The organism is Pseudomonas sp. 7-41, from assembly GCF_021233075.1.
GTDB classification, from domain to species: Bacteria; Pseudomonadota; Gammaproteobacteria; order Pseudomonadales; family Pseudomonadaceae; genus Aquipseudomonas; species Aquipseudomonas veronii.
The window spans coordinates 4,876,328-4,896,315 of the sequence record NZ_CP089551.1; the positions used below are offsets into that span (position 1 = coordinate 4,876,328).

General features: G+C 62.1%; 22 protein-coding genes. 11 read left to right on the top strand and 11 right to left on the bottom strand.

The window, feature by feature from the left end:
- Positions 1 to 111: 111 nt before the first annotated feature.
- Entirely contained in the window at positions 112 to 1,938 is a 1,827-nt protein-coding gene (locus LQ249_RS22015) for a long-chain-acyl-CoA synthetase (RefSeq protein WP_057003898.1), read from the bottom strand.
- Between the two features lie 395 nt (positions 1,939 to 2,333).
- Here LQ249_RS22015 and LQ249_RS22020 point away from each other — a divergent pair, with 395 nt between their 5' ends.
- Complete coding sequence (locus LQ249_RS22020) at positions 2,334 to 2,612, top strand: DUF3509 domain-containing protein (RefSeq protein WP_016970113.1); 279 nt, start codon at positions 2,334 to 2,336, stop codon at positions 2,610 to 2,612.
- 55 nt (positions 2,613 to 2,667) lie between these two features.
- On the opposite strand, the gene LQ249_RS22025 is transcribed toward LQ249_RS22020, so the two are convergent.
- The 4 genes from LQ249_RS22025 to aroC form a co-directional block, all read right to left on the bottom strand.
- Positions 2,668 to 2,934, bottom strand: coding sequence for a response regulator transcription factor (locus tag LQ249_RS22025; protein WP_046382574.1), 267 nt, complete (start codon positions 2,932 to 2,934; stop codon positions 2,668 to 2,670).
- Between the two features lie 210 nt (positions 2,935 to 3,144).
- Complete coding sequence (locus LQ249_RS22030; protein ID WP_232565907.1) at positions 3,145 to 3,675, bottom strand: acireductone dioxygenase; 531 nt, start codon at positions 3,673 to 3,675, stop codon at positions 3,145 to 3,147.
- Positions 3,672 to 4,835, bottom strand: coding sequence for an MFS transporter (locus tag LQ249_RS22035; RefSeq protein ID WP_017845847.1), 1,164 nt, complete (start codon positions 4,833 to 4,835; stop codon positions 3,672 to 3,674). The genes LQ249_RS22030 and LQ249_RS22035 overlap by 4 nt, the downstream gene beginning before the upstream one ends.
- A gap of 52 nt (positions 4,836 to 4,887) precedes the next feature.
- Entirely contained in the window at positions 4,888 to 5,979 is a 1,092-nt protein-coding gene (aroC, locus tag LQ249_RS22040; RefSeq protein WP_046382572.1) for a chorismate synthase, read from the bottom strand.
- Between the two features lie 142 nt (positions 5,980 to 6,121).
- Between aroC and LQ249_RS22045 the strand changes: the two genes are divergently transcribed.
- A complete protein-coding gene (locus LQ249_RS22045; protein WP_057003897.1) occupies positions 6,122 to 7,084 on the top strand; it encodes an alpha/beta hydrolase in 963 nt (320 codons plus the stop codon).
- A gap of 99 nt (positions 7,085 to 7,183) precedes the next feature.
- Positions 7,184 to 7,990 (top strand): hypothetical protein, encoded by an 807-nt coding sequence (locus LQ249_RS22050; protein ID WP_017845844.1) that lies wholly within the window; start codon positions 7,184 to 7,186, stop codon positions 7,988 to 7,990.
- 105 nt (positions 7,991 to 8,095) lie between these two features.
- On the opposite strand, the gene prmB is transcribed toward LQ249_RS22050, so the two are convergent.
- The gene (prmB, locus tag LQ249_RS22055; protein WP_057003896.1) at positions 8,096 to 9,004 is read right to left on the bottom strand and encodes a 50S ribosomal protein L3 N(5)-glutamine methyltransferase; all 909 of its coding nucleotides are present in this window, start codon (positions 9,002 to 9,004) and stop codon (positions 8,096 to 8,098) included.
- 240 nt (positions 9,005 to 9,244) lie between these two features.
- On the opposite strand from prmB, the gene LQ249_RS22060 reads away from it, so the two are divergent.
- The 5 genes from LQ249_RS22060 (at position 9,245) to LQ249_RS22080 (ending at position 12,025) form a co-directional block, all read left to right on the top strand.
- Entirely contained in the window at positions 9,245 to 9,835 is a 591-nt protein-coding gene (locus LQ249_RS22060) for a cysteine hydrolase family protein (RefSeq protein ID WP_026139885.1), read from the top strand.
- 140 nt (positions 9,836 to 9,975) lie between these two features.
- A complete protein-coding gene (locus LQ249_RS22065) occupies positions 9,976 to 10,296 on the top strand; it encodes a hypothetical protein (RefSeq protein WP_046382569.1) in 321 nt (106 codons plus the stop codon).
- A 75-nt stretch (positions 10,297 to 10,371) separates the two neighbouring features.
- Complete coding sequence (locus tag LQ249_RS22070) at positions 10,372 to 10,929, top strand: Smr/MutS family protein (RefSeq protein ID WP_017845840.1); 558 nt, start codon at positions 10,372 to 10,374, stop codon at positions 10,927 to 10,929.
- A 78-nt stretch (positions 10,930 to 11,007) separates the two neighbouring features.
- Complete coding sequence (gene folE, locus LQ249_RS22075; protein ID WP_017845839.1) at positions 11,008 to 11,553, top strand: GTP cyclohydrolase I FolE; 546 nt, start codon at positions 11,008 to 11,010, stop codon at positions 11,551 to 11,553.
- Positions 11,554 to 11,653: 100 nt separating this feature from the next.
- On the top strand, positions 11,654 to 12,025 hold the full coding sequence (locus tag LQ249_RS22080; RefSeq protein WP_017845838.1) for a glutathione S-transferase N-terminal domain-containing protein: 372 nt from the start codon (positions 11,654 to 11,656) through the stop codon (positions 12,023 to 12,025).
- Between the two features lie 111 nt (positions 12,026 to 12,136).
- Here LQ249_RS22080 and LQ249_RS22085 read toward each other — a convergent pair whose 3' ends face one another.
- The 3 genes from LQ249_RS22085 to LQ249_RS22095 are packed head-to-tail and all read right to left on the bottom strand — an operon-like array spanning position 12,137 to position 15,070.
- On the bottom strand, positions 12,137 to 12,454 hold the full coding sequence (locus LQ249_RS22085) for an AtuA-related protein (RefSeq protein WP_046483978.1): 318 nt from the start codon (positions 12,452 to 12,454) through the stop codon (positions 12,137 to 12,139).
- Positions 12,451 to 13,776: an acyclic terpene utilization AtuA family protein gene (locus LQ249_RS22090; protein WP_232565908.1), complete on the bottom strand. Its 1,326-nt coding sequence runs from the start codon at positions 13,774 to 13,776 to the stop codon at positions 12,451 to 12,453. The genes LQ249_RS22085 and LQ249_RS22090 overlap by 4 nt, the downstream gene beginning before the upstream one ends.
- A 1-nt stretch (position 13,777) precedes the next feature.
- Positions 13,778 to 15,070 (bottom strand): CitMHS family transporter, encoded by a 1,293-nt coding sequence (locus LQ249_RS22095; RefSeq protein ID WP_057003893.1) that lies wholly within the window; start codon positions 15,068 to 15,070, stop codon positions 13,778 to 13,780.
- A gap of 111 nt (positions 15,071 to 15,181) precedes the next feature.
- Here LQ249_RS22095 and LQ249_RS22100 point away from each other — a divergent pair, with 111 nt between their 5' ends.
- A complete protein-coding gene (locus LQ249_RS22100; RefSeq protein WP_232565909.1) occupies positions 15,182 to 16,078 on the top strand; it encodes a LysR family transcriptional regulator in 897 nt (298 codons plus the stop codon).
- Positions 16,079 to 16,120: 42 nt separating this feature from the next.
- On the opposite strand, the gene LQ249_RS22105 is transcribed toward LQ249_RS22100, so the two are convergent.
- On the bottom strand, positions 16,121 to 16,723 hold the full coding sequence (locus LQ249_RS22105; RefSeq protein WP_017845833.1) for a glutathione S-transferase family protein: 603 nt from the start codon (positions 16,721 to 16,723) through the stop codon (positions 16,121 to 16,123).
- 10 nt (positions 16,724 to 16,733) lie between these two features.
- Positions 16,734 to 17,900, bottom strand: coding sequence for an aminotransferase-like domain-containing protein (locus tag LQ249_RS22110; protein ID WP_017845832.1), 1,167 nt, complete (start codon positions 17,898 to 17,900; stop codon positions 16,734 to 16,736).
- 81 nt (positions 17,901 to 17,981) lie between these two features.
- On the opposite strand from LQ249_RS22110, the gene LQ249_RS22115 reads away from it, so the two are divergent.
- Complete coding sequence (locus LQ249_RS22115) at positions 17,982 to 18,416, top strand: MarR family winged helix-turn-helix transcriptional regulator (RefSeq protein ID WP_046382563.1); 435 nt, start codon at positions 17,982 to 17,984, stop codon at positions 18,414 to 18,416.
- A gap of 197 nt (positions 18,417 to 18,613) precedes the next feature.
- On the top strand, positions 18,614 to 19,945 hold the full coding sequence (locus LQ249_RS22120; protein ID WP_232566622.1) for an NCS2 family permease: 1,332 nt from the start codon (positions 18,614 to 18,616) through the stop codon (positions 19,943 to 19,945).
- The last annotated feature ends 43 nt before the right edge of the window (positions 19,946 to 19,988 follow it).

A 19,988-nucleotide genomic window follows, 5' to 3' on the forward strand; every position in this document is an offset into this window, starting at 1 on the left:
GTGGGGGCTCCTTGTCTGGTGCGGCTTCGGGTACTGAAGAGTAGGCGCCCAGTGTCGCGAGGGAGTTCCCCACTGTCATGGTTTTTTTGTCAACAGCCACCATAGGCAGAATCAATAGCGGAACTGTCCGCCCTGGATCTGCGCCAACAATTGCCCGGTGACCGGCACATAGCAATCCGAACCGGGCAGCCAGGCGTAGACCGGGTCGTTGCCGGCCTTGGCCGGGTCGAACGCTTCTTCCTTGAGCCGTACTTTCTGGTATTTGAACGTGCCCGTTGTCTCCATCTTCATCTTGATCCGCAGGAACAGCGGCACCGCATAGTGCGGCAACTGGCCATGAGCGAACTGCAGCAACTCGCGCATATCCAGGGCGGCCAGGGATTCGCTGGGGGTGATGGCGACCATGCCGGCGCGGCCATTGGTGTTTTCGATCTCGACACCGTAGGCCACCACCTCGGCGATCTGCGGGTGTTGCAACAGGATGTTCTCGACCTCGGTGGTGGAAACGTTTTCGCCTTTCCAGCGATAGGTGTCGCCCAGGCGATCGACAAATTGCGCATGGCCGAAACCGATGCTGCGCAGCAGATCGCCGGTATTGAAGTAGCGGTCGCCCTTTTCGAACACGTCGGTCAGCACCACCTTGCGGTTCTTTTCCGGGTCGGTGTAACCGTCGAACGGGGCCTTTTCATCGATCCTCGCCAGCAACAGGCCCTCCCCGCCCGTTTGCACCTTGCGCATGAAACCATCGGCGCCACGCAGCGGCTCACCGCTGTCGTGGGCGTAGTCCACCAGCGCCCAGCGCTGCAGGCAGAAGCCGATGGTGTTGTCGAAATTCAACACATTGGTGAAGCCGATATTGCCGTCACTCGCGGCATACAGCTCACAGATATGCTCGACGCCAAAGCGTTGCTTGAACTGCGCCCATACACCGGGCCGCAGGCCATTGCCGACCATCTTGATCACCCGGTTGTCACGGTCCTGGGCGCTGGCCGGCTGGTCGAGCAGGTAACGGCACAACTCACCGACATAACCCAGGGTGGTCGCGTTGAACTTGCGCACATCGCCCCAGAACTGGCTGGCGCTGAATTTGCGGCGAATCGCGAACCCCGACGCGCCGACGATCGCCGAGCCCCAGCACACGCAAAGGCCGGTGGCGTGGTACAGCGGCAAGGTGCAATACATGACGTCGGCGGGGCCCATGTCGAGGGCGATGCTGGCGAAGCTGACCGCGGTTTTGGTCCAGCGGCCATGTTTCATGATGCCGGCCTTGGGCAAGCCGGTGGTGCCGGAGGTGTAGATATAGAAGCACGGGTCGTTGAAAAAGATCTGCCGGGAACTGGCCGGGTTGTCCAGCGTGCACTCGGCGCTGGCCGCCATCAGGTCGATATAGCCGGCAGGCACCGCGCTGCCGGGTTGATCCGCGACAAACCAGGTGCGATCGGCCGCGATCACCACTTGATCGCGCACCGCTGTGTAGGCCTCCACCAACTCCGCCCCCACCACAATCGCCACCGGGTTGACCAGATTCAGGCTGTGTACCAGCGCCGCCTGGGTTTGCGAGGTATTGAGCATGGCGCAGATGCCGCCCAGCTTGGCCACGGCCAGCACGTTGAGCAGCAATTCGGGGCGATTCTCAATAAACAGCGCCACCACATCGCCTTTGCGGATGCCCTGGCTCTGCAGGTGGTGGGCGATGCGGTTCGCACGCTGGTTGGCATCGCGGTAACTGAGCACGCTGTCGCCGTACAACAACGCCGCGCCGTCAGGGTTGCGCAGGGTGGCTTGCTCGAAATGCCAGCCCAGGCCACAGGGCTGCGCGGGGTCGGTGACATTCGCGGCACGCATGCCGCGGACCACCCGTGGCAAGGCGCGGACGATGGCGGGCACCTTACGCAGCAGCATGCTCCAGGTAATCATGTCGTTTTGCGGATGGCGCATGGAGGAACGTCCTTTTTCTTATTCTTCGTCGGGGCCAGAAACTCCGGCATTTTTTGCAGGCAGGAAGCCAAATGCTCAGGGGAAAATACGCCAGCCGTTCTTCGACTGTACACGCGGGATTTGAAATGTTTTGTATCCCGAAGCCGCAACCGCCCCACAGGGAATTTTGCGACACATCGGCAGTCCCTATCAGTGACGAGGCGCCCGCCCGGCCGGATCGAGTAGCGCAAAATGCAGGATGCATGATGGCCATTCATGCAATTTGCACGAAATCAAAAATCCTGACTTTTTACAAGTTATTGATTTTTAAAGACTTTATATAAAAACGCGAGATGGCACAATCACTGCACCTATCACTCCATGCTTGCCAACTTGAGCCAACGGAGCTGATAGACATGAGCCTGATCCAAGATAAATTCGCCTCAGTATTCTCCCAATACGACGTCACCACTCAGCCACGCCCGGACGGCGGTATCCTGCTGACCCTGCGCAACAGCGAAGGCAAGCAGGTCAAGCGCTCGATCTCCTACCAGCAACTGCACACGGCCGATCAACTCACCTGGGTGATCAGCGCCATTCGCCGCGACCTGGCCGAACAAGCCAGCGAACTGCCGCAGATTTCCATGCTGCAGAGCCAGAACCGCTTTGCCCTGCCGACTTACCATTCGGCCTAAGACACACAAAAAAGGGCCGCGACGCCATCCAGCGTCGCGGCCCTTTTTCATGGGTTCAGGACAGGCCCAATCGGGCGGCTTCATTCATCGCTTGTACACGATTGTTGACTTGCAACTTGCCATAGATGTTACGCAGGTGGAATTTCACTGCGGCTTGGGACGTTTCACGAATCCGGCTGATTTCCCAGATGGTCTTGCCTTCGGAGGCCCAGCGCAAGATCTCCAATTCGGTCGGAGTCAGGGGCTTGCCGGACAAGGCCAAGCGTTTTCTGACATCGGTGGGCACGCTCAACGGCGCACCTGACGCCTCTGGATCACTCATCGCTTTCTCTCCTTATTGTTGGCTGATGCTTATCGCCTTTCGGATTCCTCCTATTGACAGGCGATACAAACATTAAGACCGGAGAGAGTTACATAATGGAGCGCGTCAAAGCGTAAGGCCGGCGATAAACAGCCAGGCCTTACAGATAAATAAGCTTCTTCCCACAACAACTTCCAACTCGTCGGGGTTGAAGATTCAAGTCGATTAAGCCTAGTCATCCAACCCAGGGAAACCAGCGGCGATATCGTCCCCGCTGAATTCAGGCACCCCGCCGCCTGCCGCATGGGACAGGCGCAGCGTCACGAAATGTGGGTGCTCGCCCATATCAAACCAATGGGGCATGCCGGCCGGGATCAGCAGCAGGTCATTTTTCTCACAGCGCACGCCGTACACATAGTCACCAATGTGCAAGACAAACAGGCCTTGGCCGGCGATGAAAAAGCGCGCTTCATCTTCGCTGTAACGCCGCTCGGCAAGGAACTGATCGCGCAATGCCGCCTTCTGCGCAGGGTCGCCGGGAGCATGCAGCACCTCGACGCAGGCGTAGCCGAGGGCGTCGATCCGTGGCTGATACGCCGCGATCATGGTGGCGTCGTCCGCGCCTTTTTCAATAACGGCGGGCTGCCAGCGCTCGAATCGCACGCCATGCTCGGCCAGGGTCGACGCGATATCGTCGAAGTGGGTCAGGACTTTGTTCGGTGTATCCGGTGTGGCGACGTGGTAAACGGCTACATAACTCATAGGACGGTTCCTTGGTTCTGCTCGTGCAATCGAAAGCCGATGATAAGGGCGGCGGCCAGGGCCGCGACGCTGGCGATACTGAAGGTCAGGGCCGGCCCCAACAGGTTCCAGCTGTAACCAGCGTACAGCGCGCCAAGCGCGCCGCCGGTGCCGGCCAAGGCCGCGTATAACGCCTGGCCCTGACCTTGCTGGCGCGCACCGAAGCTGCGCTGCACAAAAGCAATCGCCGCCGCATGAAAACTGCCGAAGGTAGCCGCGTGCATCACCTGCGCCAGCAGCAGCACCCAGAAAAATTCCGCGAACGCGCCCAGCAACAACCAGCGCAGCGCCGCCAACAGGAAACTCGCCAGCAGCACCCGGCGCACCGAGAAACGCGTGAGGATGCGGCTCATGCCCAGGAACATCAACACTTCCGCCACCACCCCGAGGGCCCACAGCATGCCGATTACGCCACGGCTGTAGCCCAAGTGTTCCAGGTGCAGGGTGAGAAAGGTGTAATACGGGCCATGGCTCATTTGCATCAACGCCACGCAGGCGTAAAACGCCAGGACGCCGGGGCTGCGCAACTGCTTGAGGAAGCCCTCGCCCGCCAGGCGGGGGCCGTGGTTCGCCGGCTGCGCATTCGGCACCCACAGGCTGGCACCGATGATCCCGGCCATGATCACCACGACCACCACCGGGTAGATATCCAGGCTCAGCCAGTCGAACAGGCGGCCCATGATCACCACCGTGAGGATGAAGCCGATGGAGCCCCACAGGCGGATCTGGCTATAGCGCGAGGTCTGCTTATGCAGATGGGCCAGGGTGATCACTTCAAACTGCGGCAGCACCGCATGCCAGAAAAACGCATGCAGGGCCATGACCAGGGCCAGCCAGGCATAGGTTTTGCTGACGAAAATCAACGCAAAACTCACCAGCGTACACAGTGCGCCCACACGCACGATGGCCAGGCGCCGGCCGGTATAGTCGCCCAGCCAGCCCCACAGATTGGGGGCCACGCAGCGCATCAGCATGGGGATGGCCACCAGCTCGCCGATACGCGCGCTGGAGAACCCCAGGTGATCGAAGTACAGCGCCAGGAACGGCGCCGTGGCCCCCAGCAGGGCGAAGTAGAAGAGGTAGAAGCTGGAGAGTCGCCAGTACGGAAGTGCTGGAGTCATGCAAGAGGCCGCTTTGCGGCAAGGCGCGAGCAAGCTCGCGCGCCACACACCGTCACAGCTGGCCCAGTACCGGAGTACTCACGCGCACATCGGCGTTTTGCCCACGGTTGCGCAGCAGGTGGTCCATCAACACGATCGCCATCATCGCTTCGGCGATCGGCGTGGCGCGGATGCCGACGCACGGGTCGTGACGGCCCTTGGTAATCACGTCCACCGGGTTGCCGTGTACATCGATCGAACGGCCCGGGGTGGTGATGCTCGACGTGGCCTTGAGCGCCAGGTGCGCAACGATCGGCTGGCCGGAGGAAATACCGCCGAGGATGCCGCCGGCATTGTTGCTGAGGAAACCCTGCGGGGTCAGTTCGTCGCGGTGCTCGGTGCCGCGCTGGGACACGCAGGCGAACCCGGCGCCGATTTCCACGCCTTTGACGGCGTTGATGCTCATCAGCGCGTGGGCCAGCTCAGCGTCCAGACGGTCGAAGATCGGCTCGCCGAGACCCGGTTTCACGCCCTCGGCGACCACGGTGATTTTCGCCCCGACCGAATCCTGGTCGCGGCGCAACTGGTCCATATAGGCTTCCAGCTCCGGCACTTTGTCCGGGTCCGGGCTGAAAAAGGCGTTGTCGTCGACGCTGTCCCAGGTCTTGAACGGGATTTCGATCGGGCCCAGCTGGCTCATGTAGCCACGGACGACGATGCCCTGGGTCGCCAGGTATTTCTTGGCGATGGCACCGGCAGCCACGCGCATCGCGGTTTCGCGGGCCGAGCTGCGGCCGCCGCCACGGTAGTCGCGCTCGCCGTATTTGTGGTGGTAGGTGTAGTCGGCGTGGGCCGGGCGGAACAGGTCCTTGATCGCCGAGTAGTCCTTGGACTTCTGGTCGGTGTTGCGGATCAACAGGCCGATGGCGCAGCCGGTGGTGCGACCTTCGAACACACCGGAGAGGATCTCGACTTCATCGGGTTCCTGGCGCTGGGTGGTGTGGCGGCTGGTGCCGGGCTTGCGGCGGTCGAGGTCACGCTGCAGGTCTTCCAGGGACAGCTCGAGGCCGGGCGGGCAGCCGTCGACAATGGCGACCAACGCCGGGCCATGGCTTTCGCCCGCGGTGGTGACAGTGAACAGCTTGCCGAAGGTATTGCCGGACATGCAGGGCGCTCCGTGAAATCAGTTGTAATCACTCAGCGGTGATAACCAAGCGCACCAGTATACGCGGGCCAACCGACTAGTTCATCCTCGAAACCTTACCGGTAGACGTTGGTCGAACCGGCACCTCCTGAATAATGGCGCAATGATGCTTCGAGTTTTGCTGTTTACCCTCACCCTGTTCACCGCCGTAGCGCATGCCGCGTCCCCCGTGGTGTTGCAACGGCCCATCAGCCTCGACACCGGCAGCGGCGAGCTGTTCGGCTCGCTGTTGCTACCGCAGTCCGACAAACCGGTGCCGGTGGTGCTGATCATTGCCGGCTCCGGCCCGACCGACCGCAACGGCAACAGTGCCGACGGCGCGCGCAACGACAGTCTCAAGCGCCTGGCGTGGGTGCTGGCCCGGCATAACATCGCCAGCGTGCGCTATGACAAGCGCGGCGTGGCGGCCAGCCTGGCCGCCACGCCCGATGAACGCGACCTGACCCTCGACGCCTACGTGGCCGACGCCGTGGCCTGGGGCAAGCTGCTCAAGGCCGACAAGCGCATGGGCCCGCTGATCGTACTGGGCCATAGCGAAGGCGCGCTGGTGGCCGCCCTGGCGGCACCGCAACTCGACCCGGCCGGGGTGATTTCCCTGTCGGGCAGCGCCCGCCCGGTCGACCAGGTGATCCGCCAGCAACTGGCCGGTCACCTGCCCCCGGCCCTGCAGTTGCGCAGCAATGAAATCCTCGATCACCTCAAGGCCGGCCAAGTGGATACCGATGTGCCTGGCCCGCTTGAAGGGATTTTCCGACCCAGTGTGCAACCGTATCTGATCAGCCTGTTTCGCGCCGACCCGTCGGCCGCCTTTGCCAGACTGCGCATGCCCGCGCTGATCATCCAGGGCACCAACGATATCCAGGTGGGTGTGGGCGATGCGCGGCAATTGAAGGACGCCAAGCCCGATGCCGAGCTGACGGTGATCGAAGGCATGAACCATGTGATGCGTATCGTGCCCAAGGAGGTGAAGCAACAGTTGGCGTCCTACAACGACCCGCGATTGCCCCTCGCCGCCGAGCTGGAAACCCGCCTGGTTGGCTTTATCGACGGACTTCAGCCCCGTTAACCGACTAATTGCCTCCAGTACTGGGAAAAACGGCCGATAAGCCGAAAGTCGACAGCAAAAAGCCTGTCGACTGGCTGGGCTAGGACAGGATCGCGCCGCATGACTAACACCGAAGCAACACCAGAACCTACCGCCGACACCCCGGCGGAACACACCGAGGTCGTCGACGCGGCGCCCCTGCCGTGGGCGGACGTACAGGCCGAACATTTCAAAATGCTGCGCCTGGCGCCCCTGCCCACCGACCGCTCCACCGGGGTACGCCCCTTGCGGTTTGTGCAATTTGGCTATGTCGAACGCCACGACCACCATCACAGCCTATTGCGCATGGTCATCCAGTTGCCGGGCCAACGGGTGCGCCGCGAGCAGAATCACCTGGATATCTGGGTCGATCACGCTAAACACCGTGTGCATTTCGGCCCGGGCAACAGCCTGGAAATCGAACCGGCCAACCGTGGCATCGGCCGTTTCCTGGTGGCTCAGGGCGCCGCGTGGGCGAAGAAGAAGTGGTCGCACTACCGCGTCGACGGGGTGGACCTGGCCAACAAGGACGCCCTCAACGAAGCCACACGCCTGCGCCGCGATCACTTCCTGCGTATCCAGGGCTTTGATGTGGCCTACGCCGACGTGCAGCATCTGAAGGGCAACGTGCAGCCCGGCAAGGTCAGCGACGTGCTCGATAGCTGGAACACCGAGAAAGTGCAGTTCGTGGAAATCCTCGAAGCCGCGCAAATGCTGCAACAGGCCGAGCAGAACCTGACGGAGCAGGAAGTGAAGCTGCGCAAGGAAGAGGAAAAGGTCACCAAGTTCAAGCGTGAGGACAGCGGGCTACGCTTCACCATCACCTGTCTGGTGGCGTTTACCGTGTTTCAGGCGGGGTTGTTGATCTGGATTGCCACCCATCGGTGATGTGGGAGCGGGCTTGCTCCCGATAGCGGTGCATCAGTCAATGCATTCAGTGACTGACACGCCCTCATCGGGGGCAAGCCCCCTCCCACACGTCAGAGCGGTCGATTAAACCCGGGCGGCGAATACCGCCTGATGGTTGCGGCACTGCTCGGCCGTGAGCATGAACACACCGTGCCCGCCGCGCTGGAACTCCAGCCAGGCGAAGTCGACTTCCGGGTACAGCGCCTCGACATGCACCTGGCTGTTACCCACTTCGACGATCAACAAGCCCTTCTCGGTCAGGTGGTCCGCCGCTTCGGCGAGCATCCGCCGGACCAGGTTCAAGCCATCGTCGCCGCAGGCCAGGCCCAGTTCCGGTTCGTGCTGGTACTCGTCCGGCATGTCGGCGAAGTCTTCGGCGTCCACATACGGCGGGTTCGACACGATCAAGTCGAAGCGCTGACCCGGCAGCCCGTCAAAACCGTCGCCCTGTACGGTATACACACGCTCGTCGACGCCATGGCGCTCGATGTTCTGATTGGCCACTTCCAACGCTTCGAACGACACGTCACCCAACACCACTTCGGCGTCCTGGAACTCGTAGGCACAGGCGATGCCGATGCAACCGGAGCCGGTACACAGGTCGAGAATGCGTGCCGGCGGCTGGGCCAGCCAGGGTTCGAAGCGGCTTTCGATGAGTTCGCTGATCGGTGAACGCGGGATCAGCACGCGCTCGTCGACGATAAACGACATGCCACAGAACCAGGCTTCGCCAATCAAGTAGGCTGTCGGCACCCGCTCATGAATGCGACGGTGCAGCAGCCGTTGCAAGTGGGAAACTTCCTCTTCTTCTAGGTTGCAATCCAGGTAGCTGTCGGCAATTTCCCAGGGCAGATGCAAGGCGCCGAGCACCAATTGCCGGGCGTCGTCCCAGGCGTTGTCGGTACCGTGCCCGAAAAACAGCTCTTCCCCATGGAAACGGCTGACAGCCCAACGGATATGGTCGCGCAAGGTGCGCAGGCGGGAAGTGATCACGGGGGCAGACTCCTGGAAAAAACGACTGGCGATTCTAACAGCCTTCGTCTGTAGCGACGACGTGCGAAAAGCCTCAACCGTATGTCGGATTTCATCCAATTTGCCATCATTGCGTCAAACAACCGCACCGCTTGACATGGCTGCACGCCAGCAACGGCGTAGCTTACGATGGAAGCGATTCACAGAACCGCTCAGCCAGTGGACAATGGCGCAAAAGCCCCCCTCACAGGAGCCCCCAGAATGTCCGTTCCAAAGACGATGTTTCAAATCAGCGGTCGAGGTTATGCAGCGGCCAATCTCAGCCATGCGACCCTCGTGATCATCGACGCCCAGAAGGAATACCTCAGCGGTCCACTCGCCCTCGCGGGCATGGATGCGGCGGTGGGCAATATCAAGCAACTGGTCGCTGCGGCGCGCAACGCCGGTCGCCCGATCGTGCATGTGCGCCACCTGGGCACCGTCGGCGGCCTGTTTGACCCACAAGGCGAGCGCGGCGAATTCATTCCCGGCCTGGAGCCAATGGGCAACGAAACCATCATCGGTAAACTGCTGCCCAGCGCGTTCCACGGCACCGGCCTGGAAAAACACCTGCAGGACCTCGGCTCCCTGGACCTGATCGTCTGCGGCTTCATGAGCCACTCCAGCGTCAGCACCACCGTGCGCGCCGCCAAGAACCTGGGCTTTCGCTGCACCCTGGTGGAAGACGCCTGCGCCACCCGCGACCTGCCTTACAAGGGCGGTGTCCTGAGTGCCGAGCACGTGCAACAAACCGAAATGGCCATCATGGCCGACAACTTCGCCACCCTCGCCTTGACCAAAGACCTGATCTGATTGCCCCGAAATGAGCGGTGCGGCCGATTCGAGGCCCCGCTCATCTGCAAATGCCTGTCATTTGCTGCAATTACCTCTGGCGCCGGAACAACCTGTGTATCTTCCGGTCGAAGGGCCGATACCCTGGAGGAAAGGTCGGAATGAAGATATCCGATGGTTTTGATGCTCGTCGCTTGCGCCCCAAGGGCCCGAGCAACTGGCGTCTGCGCCTGGTAGCCGGCATTGCCGCGCTGCTGGCGATCATAGGTGTGCTGCTGGCGGTCGCCGGTGGCGCGGGTTTGTCGGGGCATTCCCCGGCGCTGGGCGAACTGAATGCCAGCCCCGGCGGCTCGGCGATGCTGTTGGTGGGCGGCCTGCTGGTGCTGTGGTTCGGCGTGTGGTTATGGCGCCGCAGCCGGCGGCGGATGCGCCAGCCGTTGTCGCTGAACATCGCCTCGCACCTGATGAAAAAGCACGACTGATGGCGCTTGGATAGCGTTTCCTGCGCCCCGGCCGCCGCGATTTAGGTAAACTGCCCGCCCCTCGCGGAGGCTGACATGCAAGACGACGATTTTTCCCTGTTCAAAAACGAGCTGCGCGGCGTCAAGCCGATCAAGCACGACCGCGCCGACACCGGCAAACCCAAGAGTGACCGAGCGCAGATCGCCAAGCTGCGCCAGGCCGCGACCGTACGCACTGACGCCACCACCGTGGACGGTCTGTCGGACCAGTTCGTGATTGACGTCGGCCCCGAAGACGAGCTGATGTGGGCCCGCGACGGCGTGCAGGAAAGCCAGATACGCAAGCTCAAGACCGGCCAGATCCCCTTCGAAGGCAGCCTCGACCTGCACGGCATGAGCGTGGAAAAAGCCCGGGAAACCCTCTGGGCCTTCCTCGCCGAAGCCACCCGGTTCGAAATCCGCTGCGTGCGCGTCACCCACGGCAAGGCCGTGCGCCTGGACGGCAAGCGGCCGATGATCAAGAGCCACGTCAACACCTGGCTGCGCCAGCATGCCCAAGTACTCGGCTTTACCTCCTGCCAGCCCCGCCACGGTGGCGCCGGCGCGGTGTATGTGATGCTCAAGCGCACCATGCTGGAAGGGCGCGACGAGTAACCCGTGCCATCGTCAGGCTTGCAGCGATGGGTCGGCCACCGTACCCTTGCGCTTTGCGAAAATCCCACAGGTAGTTTCATGTCCCTGGAACAGAATTACACCGCGATCCTCGGCCAACTCGGCGAGGACGTTACCCGCGAGGGCCTGCTCGACACGCCAAAGCGTGCCGCCAAGGCGATGCAGTACCTTTGCCGCGGCTATGAACAGACACTGGAAGAAGTCACCAACGGTGCCTTGTTCAGCTCCGACAACAGCGAAATGGTGCTGGTCAAGGACATCGAGTTGTACTCGTTGTGCGAACACCACCTGCTGCCGTTTATCGGCAAGGCCCACGTCGCGTATATCCCGAGCGGCAAAGTGCTGGGCCTGTCGAAGGTCGCGCGGATTGTCGACATGTATGCGCGCCGCCTGCAGATCCAGGAAAACCTCAGCCGCCAGATCGCCGATGCCGTGATGCAAGTGACCGGCGCCCTGGGCGTGGCCGTGGTAATCGAAGCCAAGCACATGTGCATGATGATGCGCGGTGTGGAGAAACAGAATTCGTCGATGATCACCTCGGTGATGCTGGGTGAGTTCCGCGAAAACGCGGCGACCCGCAGCGAATTCCTCAGCCTGATCAAATAACCGGTCGGGTAGGAAAAAGCCGGCGTTCATCGCCGGTTTTTTTTCGCCCCCACAAATCAAGTAAGATGCGGCCCTCTGTTCTGGGCAAGAGGTTTCAGCCATGTTCGTCAAAGCACTTCGAGTGGGCCTCGGCCACGTCATCATCGCGGGCGACTACATTACCCGTCCACGCAAAAAGCAGCGCCCCGCCGAGCAGCAAGCGCAGGTCAACGCGGCCGCCAAGGAACTGACCCTGTATCAGTTCCACGCCTGCCCGTTCTGCGTGAAGACCCGTCGCACCCTGCATCGCCTGAATGTGCCGGTAGCGTTGAAGGATGCGAAGAACAACGAACAGGATCGCCAGACCCTGCTGGAGCAAGGCGGCAAGATCAAAGTGCCGTGCCTGCGCATCGAAGAGAATGGCCAGACCACCTGGATGTATGACTCCAAGGTGATCATCGATTACCTGGACAAGCGCTTCGCCGCAGCCTGACAAACGCCCTCTCCTCTGTAGGAGCGAGCTTGCTCGCGAAAAACCTGAGGACGCCGCTGGGTGTCAGGTTCCCCTCGTTATCGTTGACGATTTTCGCGAGCTGGCTCGCGCCTACAGAGCGGGGATTTCCATGTCCAGTAATGCGGAGCCCAGGCATTTTCCGTGGGCGTCCAGCGCCAGCGAACGGGTCACGCCGCCGCGCAAGATCCCCGGCAACACGAAGTTCAGCGCCTGCACGTTGGGCAATTCATAGCGTCGCACCGGCGCCGCCCCCGGCTCCAACAGCCCGGCGAAGAACGCCGCCACGCGCGCGGCCGTGAGCTGTTCGCAGAGCAGCGGATAATCCTCAGGGCGATAGGCAATGATCGAAATGTTCGAGGTGTCGCCCTTATCCCCGGTGCGGGAATGGGCCAGGGTATGCAGCTTCATGCTTCGATCCTCGGGTTGACGGCGTCACGCGGCAACAACAACGAGGCCACCGCCACCACCTGGCGCACGCTTTTGCTGGCACCGCCGCCGCCGGACGGGCCGTTGGTGTAGAGGGTTTCCACTTCATTGCCGACCCGCACCGCTTCGCTGCGTTCCTCACAGCGCGCAGCGACGCGCAGGCGCACTTCCCACGGTTCGACGCGGCTGCGCGGGCCGTGCAGCGAGTCCATGCCGATCAACTCGGCGCGCACGTCCTGCATCTTCACACCCATCAGTTCCAGGCGCTTGAGCACCACCTCTCGCGCCAGTTCGGCGCGTGCGACAGCTCCCGGCCCGCCGTAGGACATCTGCCCCTCGCCGATCCAACCGTCCAGGTAACCCACGCTGACTTTCAACCGGTCCGGCCGCACCCGTCCCGCAGCACCCTGGGCGCGTACCCGGTCGACGCTTTCCTCGACAAAGCTCACCTGGGAAAAGTCGGCCGTCACGTCCGGCGTCAGATAGGCCGCCGGGTCGTGTACTTCGTAGATCAATTGTTCAGTACACGTAGCGCGGCTGACGCGCCCGCCGGACCCGCTCACTTTGGTGATCACGGCGTTGCCCTCGGCATCGATCTCGGCCAGGGGGAAGCCGAGACGCGCCAGGTCGTCTACGTCCTTGAACCCGGGATCGGCGAAATAGCCGCCACTGACCTGCCCCGCGCATTCGAGCAAATGCCCGACCAACGTGCCGCGCCCCAGGCGCAACCAATCGTCAGCCGCCCAGCCGAACGCAAACATCTGCGGCGCCAGAAATAGCGACGGGTCGGCCACGCGCCCGGTGATCACCACATCGGCCTCGGCGCGCAACGCCTGCAGAATGCCGTCGACGCCCAGGTAGGCGTTCGCGGAAATCAGCCGCGCACCCAGCGAGCCAAGGGTCTGGCCGTTATCCAACACCTGCTCGGGGCGCAACACGTCGAGCACATCATCGCCCACCACCGCCACGACCTTGAGGCTCAGGCCCAGCTCATTGGCAATGCGCCGCACTTCAACGGCCGCCGACACCGGGTTGGCCGCGCCCATATTGGTGATCACGCGCAAGCGCCGGCGACCCGCCTGCTCACCGACAAAGGGCAGCACCCGGCGCATGCGCTCACTCAGCAACGGGTCATACCCGCCCTGCGGATCGCTGATGCGTGCCTGTTGCGCCAAGGCGATGGTGCGTTCGGCCAGGCATTCGAAGACCAGGTAATCGAGGTCGCCCTGTTCGGCCAGTTCCACGGCAGGTTCGATGCGGTCGCCGGAATAGCCGGCGCCGGAACCGATGCGCAAGGTTTTCATCTCAAAATACTCCCAGGAGCAACGCGGTCAGGGTCATCAACACCGACGCGGCGAACAGAAACGGAATAGTGAAGCGCTGGTGATCGGCCAGCTCGATCTTGCACAGCCCCACCAACAGGAAGGTCGCGGGGGTCAGCGGGCTGACCGGGAAACCGGTGGTGTGTACGCCCAGCAGCGAGGCCTGGGCCACTTGCAGCGGGTCGACGCCCAGGGCCTTGCCGACTTCGGCGATCACCGGCATCACGCCGAAATAGTAGGAATCGGGGTCGAACAACATGCTCAGCGGCATGGAAATAAAGCCCACCACCGCCGGGATCAACTTGCCGTGGCCGGCCGGAATCTGCGCCACCGCCACTTCGGCAATCGCCTTGAGCATGCCGGTGCCTTGCATGATGCCGGTGAACACCCCGGCGGCGAGCAGGATACTGGCCATGGTCAGGGCGGTCTTGGCATGGGCGTCGATGCGTGCGCGCTGGGCGTCGACATTCGGGTAGTTGATGCACAGCGCGACCACGGTGCCGAGCATGAACATCACCACCGGGTCGACCCAGCCGGCGATCATCACCACCATCACCAGCACGGTGAGCATCAGGTTGACCCAGAACAGCCGCGGGCGTCGCAGCTTGATGTCGTCGTCGCTGAGCACCCGTTGCGGCACGGCATCCACCGTCGAACCGGCGCCCAGGCCAAGGCGTTTTTCTTCACGATGGCCGAGCCACCAGGCGCAGGCGAAGACAAAGATCAGGCCGACGATCTGCACCGGGATCAGCGGCTGGAACAGATCCGCCACTGGCACATGCAACGCCGCCGACGAGCGCAGCACCGGGCCGGTCCACGGCAGGAAGTTGACCCCGGCAGCCATCGCGCAGACGCAGGCGAGGATGCGTTTGTCGATGCCCAGCCGCGTATACAGCGGCAGCATCGCCGGCACCGTCACCAGAAATGTCACCGCGCCGGAACCGTCCAGGTGGACCAGCAAGGCGAGGGTCGCGGTGCCAACGACAATTCGTGTAGGACGCGTCCCTACCGTGCGCAGGATGCGATCAATGATCGGGTCAAGCATGCCGGCATCGGTCATGATCCCGAAAAACAGAATCGCGAACACAAACATGCCCACCACCGGGGCAACGTTCTTGATCCCGGTAATGATGAAGGCACTGGTTTGCAGGCCGAACCCGCCGAGCAGCGCAGCGATGATCGGCAAGGCGATCAGCGCCACCAGGGGCGAGAGGCGTTTGCTCATGACGGCAGCGAGCAAGCAAAGGATGGTAATGACACCCAGGGTAGCGAGCATGGGTTACTCCAGAGCGGCCTTGGTGGCCGGTTATTGTTTTCCCTGGAGTATTGGAAACGCGTTAGTCTTTGTAAATTGGAATATTCACCAGCTAGTGTTCGGAAAAACAAAATGAAGAACTCTATCCAACACATCCAAGCCTTCCTCGCTGTCGCGCGCACCGGCAGCTTTACCAAGGCAGCCAACGAACTGCACCTGTCGCCGTCCGCGCTCACCGTGCAGGTTCAGCAACTCGAGGACTGGCTCGGCGTCGCCCTGCTCGACCGTAGCCCGCGGCATGTCAGCATCACGGCCGCCGGCCAGGAAGCGCGCGGGCCGATGGAAAAGCTGCTGCTGGACCTGGACAACATCGTCACCGGCTCCCGCGACCTCGCGGCGTTACGTCGTGGCGTGGTGACCATCGCCGCCCTGCCCTCGGTGTGCGCCGGCGCCCTGCCGCCCGCGCTGCGCCTGTTTCGCGAACGCTTCGGCGGGATCGAAGTGCGCCTGCATGACCTGGTGGCCCATCGCATTCATGCCCAGGTGCGCTCGGGCGAGGTGGACTTCGGCATCGGCGTGCGCGCACGGCTGAACCACGGGCTGGCGTTCGTGCCGGTATTGAATGATCGGCTGTGCGCGTTCGTACCGCTGGATCATCCCCTCGCCCGCTATCCGGCGCTGAGCCTGAGGCAACTGGCGGATCAGCCGATCATCCTGACCGGGCGCGACAGCAGTGTGCGCGAACACGTCGAGGCGTTATTTGACGAGACACGCCTGACGATGAACGCGGGCATGGAGGCCAACTACATGTCGACGGTGTTGGCGCTGGTGCGTCAGGGCTTGGGGATCAGTGTGCTGCCGGAGTCGGCGGCGGACAGCCTGAAGGGGTTGAAGCGCATCAGCATCGATCATCCCGGCGTGAACCGCGAGATCGGGCTGATCAGTCGCAGCGCGATGGCGCTGAGCCCGGCGGCGCAGCGCTGTTTCGACTTGCTGCATGACAAATTATCCGACACACCACTGAGCTAAATGTGGGAGGGGCTTGCCCGCTCCCACAATTGACCGAGTGAGTCAGTCGAGCATCGCCACATGTCTGGGATGGCTGGCCACACGCTTCAGCCATGCCTGCAGCGCCGGGTAAGGCGTCAAGTCAAAACCGCCCTCATGCGCCACGTGGGTGTAGGCATACAGCGCAATATCCGCAATCGAATACTGCTCGCCCACCAGGTACGGCGTGCTTTGCAGTTGGCGCTCCATGACCTTCAACGCCTTGTAACCGCCCTTGTGGGTGGTTTTGTATTCGTCGAGGCGATCCTCGGGCATCCCCAAGTACAGTTGGATAAAGCGCGCCACCGCAATGTACGGCTCGTGGCTGTACTGCTCGAAGAACTGCCACTGCAACACTTGGGTACGCAAGCGCGGTTCGGTCGGCAGAAACTCGCTGCCATCGGCGAGGAAATTGAGGATCGCATTGGATTCCCACAGGCAGGTGCCGTCTTCGAGCTCCAGCACCGGGATCTTGCCGTTGGGGTTCTTGGCCAGGAATTCGGCGGTCTGGGTGTCGCCCTTGAGGATGTCGACATCCACCCATTGATACGGGATGCCCAACAGGTTGAGCATCAATTTGACCTTGTAGCAGTTGCCCGACTTGTAATCGCCATAAACCTTGTACATGGGGCTCCCCTTATGCCGCTCGCGCGTGCTGTGCTTGACGGACCACCGCGGCCAGGCGCTTGAGACCTTCGTCCAGACGGGACGGGTCGATATGGCTGAAATTGAGCCGCAGTGAGCCAAGGTGCTGGTCCGGCTCGGAAAAGAACGGTTCACCGGGCATGAACGCGACGTTCTGATCGAGCGCAGGTGCCAACAAGGTGCGGGTGTCGAGCGGCTGTTTCAAGGTCAACCAGAAGAATAATCCGCCCTGGGGCACTTGCCAGTCGGCCAATTCGCCGAAATGCCGCTCGAGTGCCGCCTGAAAAGCATCCCGGCGCGCGCGATAGAAACCGCGCAGCTCGACCAGATGCTGTTGATATTTCTCGCTGCCGAGCCACTGCATCGCCTGCCACTGGCCGACGCGGTTGGTGTGCAGGTCGGCCGACTGCTTGAGCTTGAGCAAGTGCGGGAACAGGTCGGGGCTGGCGATCAGGTAACCGACGCGCAGGCCGGGCAACAAGGTTTTCGACACGGTGCCGGTGTAGATCCAACTGGCCTTTTTCAGGCGGCCGGCGATGGGCTGCGCACTGCCGCCGTCGAAGGTCAGTTCGCGGTACGGTTCGTCTTCGATCAGGGTCACGTCGAATTCATCGAGCAGCGCCGCGACGGCTTCGCGCTTGGCCTCGCTGTAACGCACGGCCGACGGGTTCTGGAACGTCGGGATCAGGTAGATGAACGCCGGGCGGTAGCGTTCGAGACGTGAGCGCAACGCGGCGAGGTCCGGGCCGTCGGCTTCCAGTTGTACGGTGAGGCACTCGGCGCCGAACAGTTGGAAAATCTGCAAGGCCGCCAGGTAGGTCGGGCCTTCCAGGAGGATGTTCGTGCCCTTGTCGATATACAGCTTGGCCGCCAGGTCCAGGGTCTGCTGGGAACCGCTGACCACCAGCACCTGGCTGGCCTGGCACGGTACACCCAATGCACGCGCCTCGGCGGCGAGCAATTCACGCAGCTGCGGCTCGCCTTCGCTCATGCCGTATTGGCCGATGTTCACCGGCATGTCGTCCCAGTTCAACGCAGGCAACATCGCTTCGGCCGGCAGCCCACCGGCGAACGACATCATTTCCGGGCGCTGAGCCGCCGCGAGAATTTCACGGATCAAGGAGCTTTTGAGGCGCGTAACACGTTCTGAGAAGGCCATAGGGTCACCGGTAGCAAAGCCTGTGGGAAATACGTCAAACTGGTTGACCGAAATTACGACGACTTGTGTGGATACGTCAATATGCTTGACCTTAAAAACCAGACCAGCCAGCAAACCGCCATGGAAGCGTTCTTCTTCGGCTACCAGGCGTTCACCGCCAAGGCCGACGAAATGCTGGAGCGCCGGGGCCTGAGCCGGGTGCATCAGCGCATCGTATTTTTTATCGCGCGCTACCCCGGCCTGAGCGTGAAGGAACTGCTGGAATTGCTCGGCGTGAGCAAGCAGGCGCTGAACATGCCGCTGCGCCAATTACAGGAAATGCACCTGGTGCAGAGCGTCGCGTCGGAGACCGACAAGCGCAAACGCCTGCTGGAATTGAGCGCCGAAGGCCTGCGTTTCGAGCAGTCCTTGCGCCGCGAACAGGTGAAGTTGTTGCAGCGCGCCTTCAATGAAGCGGGGGAAGCCGCGGTGAACGGCTGGCTGGCGGTCAATCAGGCGTTGAGTGCGGTGAATTAGCCTTTCATCCTTTTTTGCGCAGACAATCGAAAACATTATTTGCTTTTTTTGTATACAAAAGCATAATTCGCTTCGTGCGAGTTCCTGACCTATCAGTCAACAAAACCCGCCAGTACCTCACAGCGCCTGCGCGCTGACCATAACAATAAAATGCTTGAGGAGTACTTGCTGTGGATAGCCGCAAATCCGAAGCCCCGCTGGACCTCGCCGCGCCGAACCTCTCCCCCACCGACAGCGGCTGGCTCGAACGCCTGTTCAAACTGCGCGTGCATGGCACCACAGTGAAGACCGAGTTGATCGCCGGCCTCACGACGTTTATCACCATGGCCTACATCATCTTCGTCAACCCGAACATCATGGCCGATGCCGGTATCGATCACGGCGCCGCCTTTGTCGCCACGTGCATCGCTGCCGCGCTGGGGTGCCTGCTGATGGGCCTGTATGCCAACTGGCCGGTGGGCCTGGCGCCAGGCATGGGCTTGAACGCGTTCTTCACCTACACCGTGGTCGGGACCATGGGCTACACCTGGGAGACGGCCCTCGGCGCGGTGTTTATCTCCGGCGTGTTGTTCATGGTGCTGACGCTGTCGCGCATCCGCGAATGGCTGCTCAACAGCATTCCGGTGAGCCTGCGCCATGCGATGGGCGCCGGTGTCGGCTTGTTCCTCGGGGTGATCGGCCTGAAAACCGCCGGCATCATCGTCGACAGCCCGGCCACCCTGATCAAGCTCGGTTCGCTACACGAGCCGGCACCGTTGCTGGCGGCCATCTGCTTTCTACTGATTGCCATCCTCAGCTACCACCGGGTGTTCGGCGCGATCCTCATCAGCATCATCGCCGTGACCCTCGCCGGCTGGGGCCTCGGGCTGGTGCACTACAACGGCACCCTCGCCACCCCGCCGAGCCTGGCACCGACCTGGTTAGCCATGGACGTGATGGGTGTATTCAATGTGAGCATGATCAGCGTGGTGTTCGCCTTTCTGTTTGTACACATGTTCGACACCGCCGGCACCCTGATGGGCGTCGCGCAACGGGCCGGGCTGGTCAACCCCGACGGCAAGATCCACAACCTGTCCCGTGCGTTGAAGGCCGACAGCGCCTCCAGCGTGTTCGGCGCCATGGTCGGCGTGCCGCCGGTGACCAGCTACGTGGAAAGTGCCGCCGGTGTCGCCGCCGGCGGCCGTACCGGGCTGACCGCCGTGACCGTGGGCGTGCTGTTTGTGGCGGCGATGTTTTTCGCGCCGCTGGCGGGCATGATTCCTGCTTATGCCACCGCCGGCGCGCTGATTTATGTGGCGATGCTGATGATGGCGAGCATGGCCCATATCAATTGGGACGACGCTACTGACAGCATTCCGGCGATCGTCACCGCGATCATGATGCCGCTGACCTTCTCGGTCGCCGACGGGATCGCCCTGGGCTTTATCACTTACGTGGCGCTCAAGGCCGGCTGCGGCAAGTACCGCGAAATTTCCGTCAGCCTGTGGGTGCTGTGCGCGATCTTTATCGCGAAATTCATCTTCCTCTAGGTCGGCAACCCCCGAAGAAACCGCCTCACCTTTGGGTGAGGCT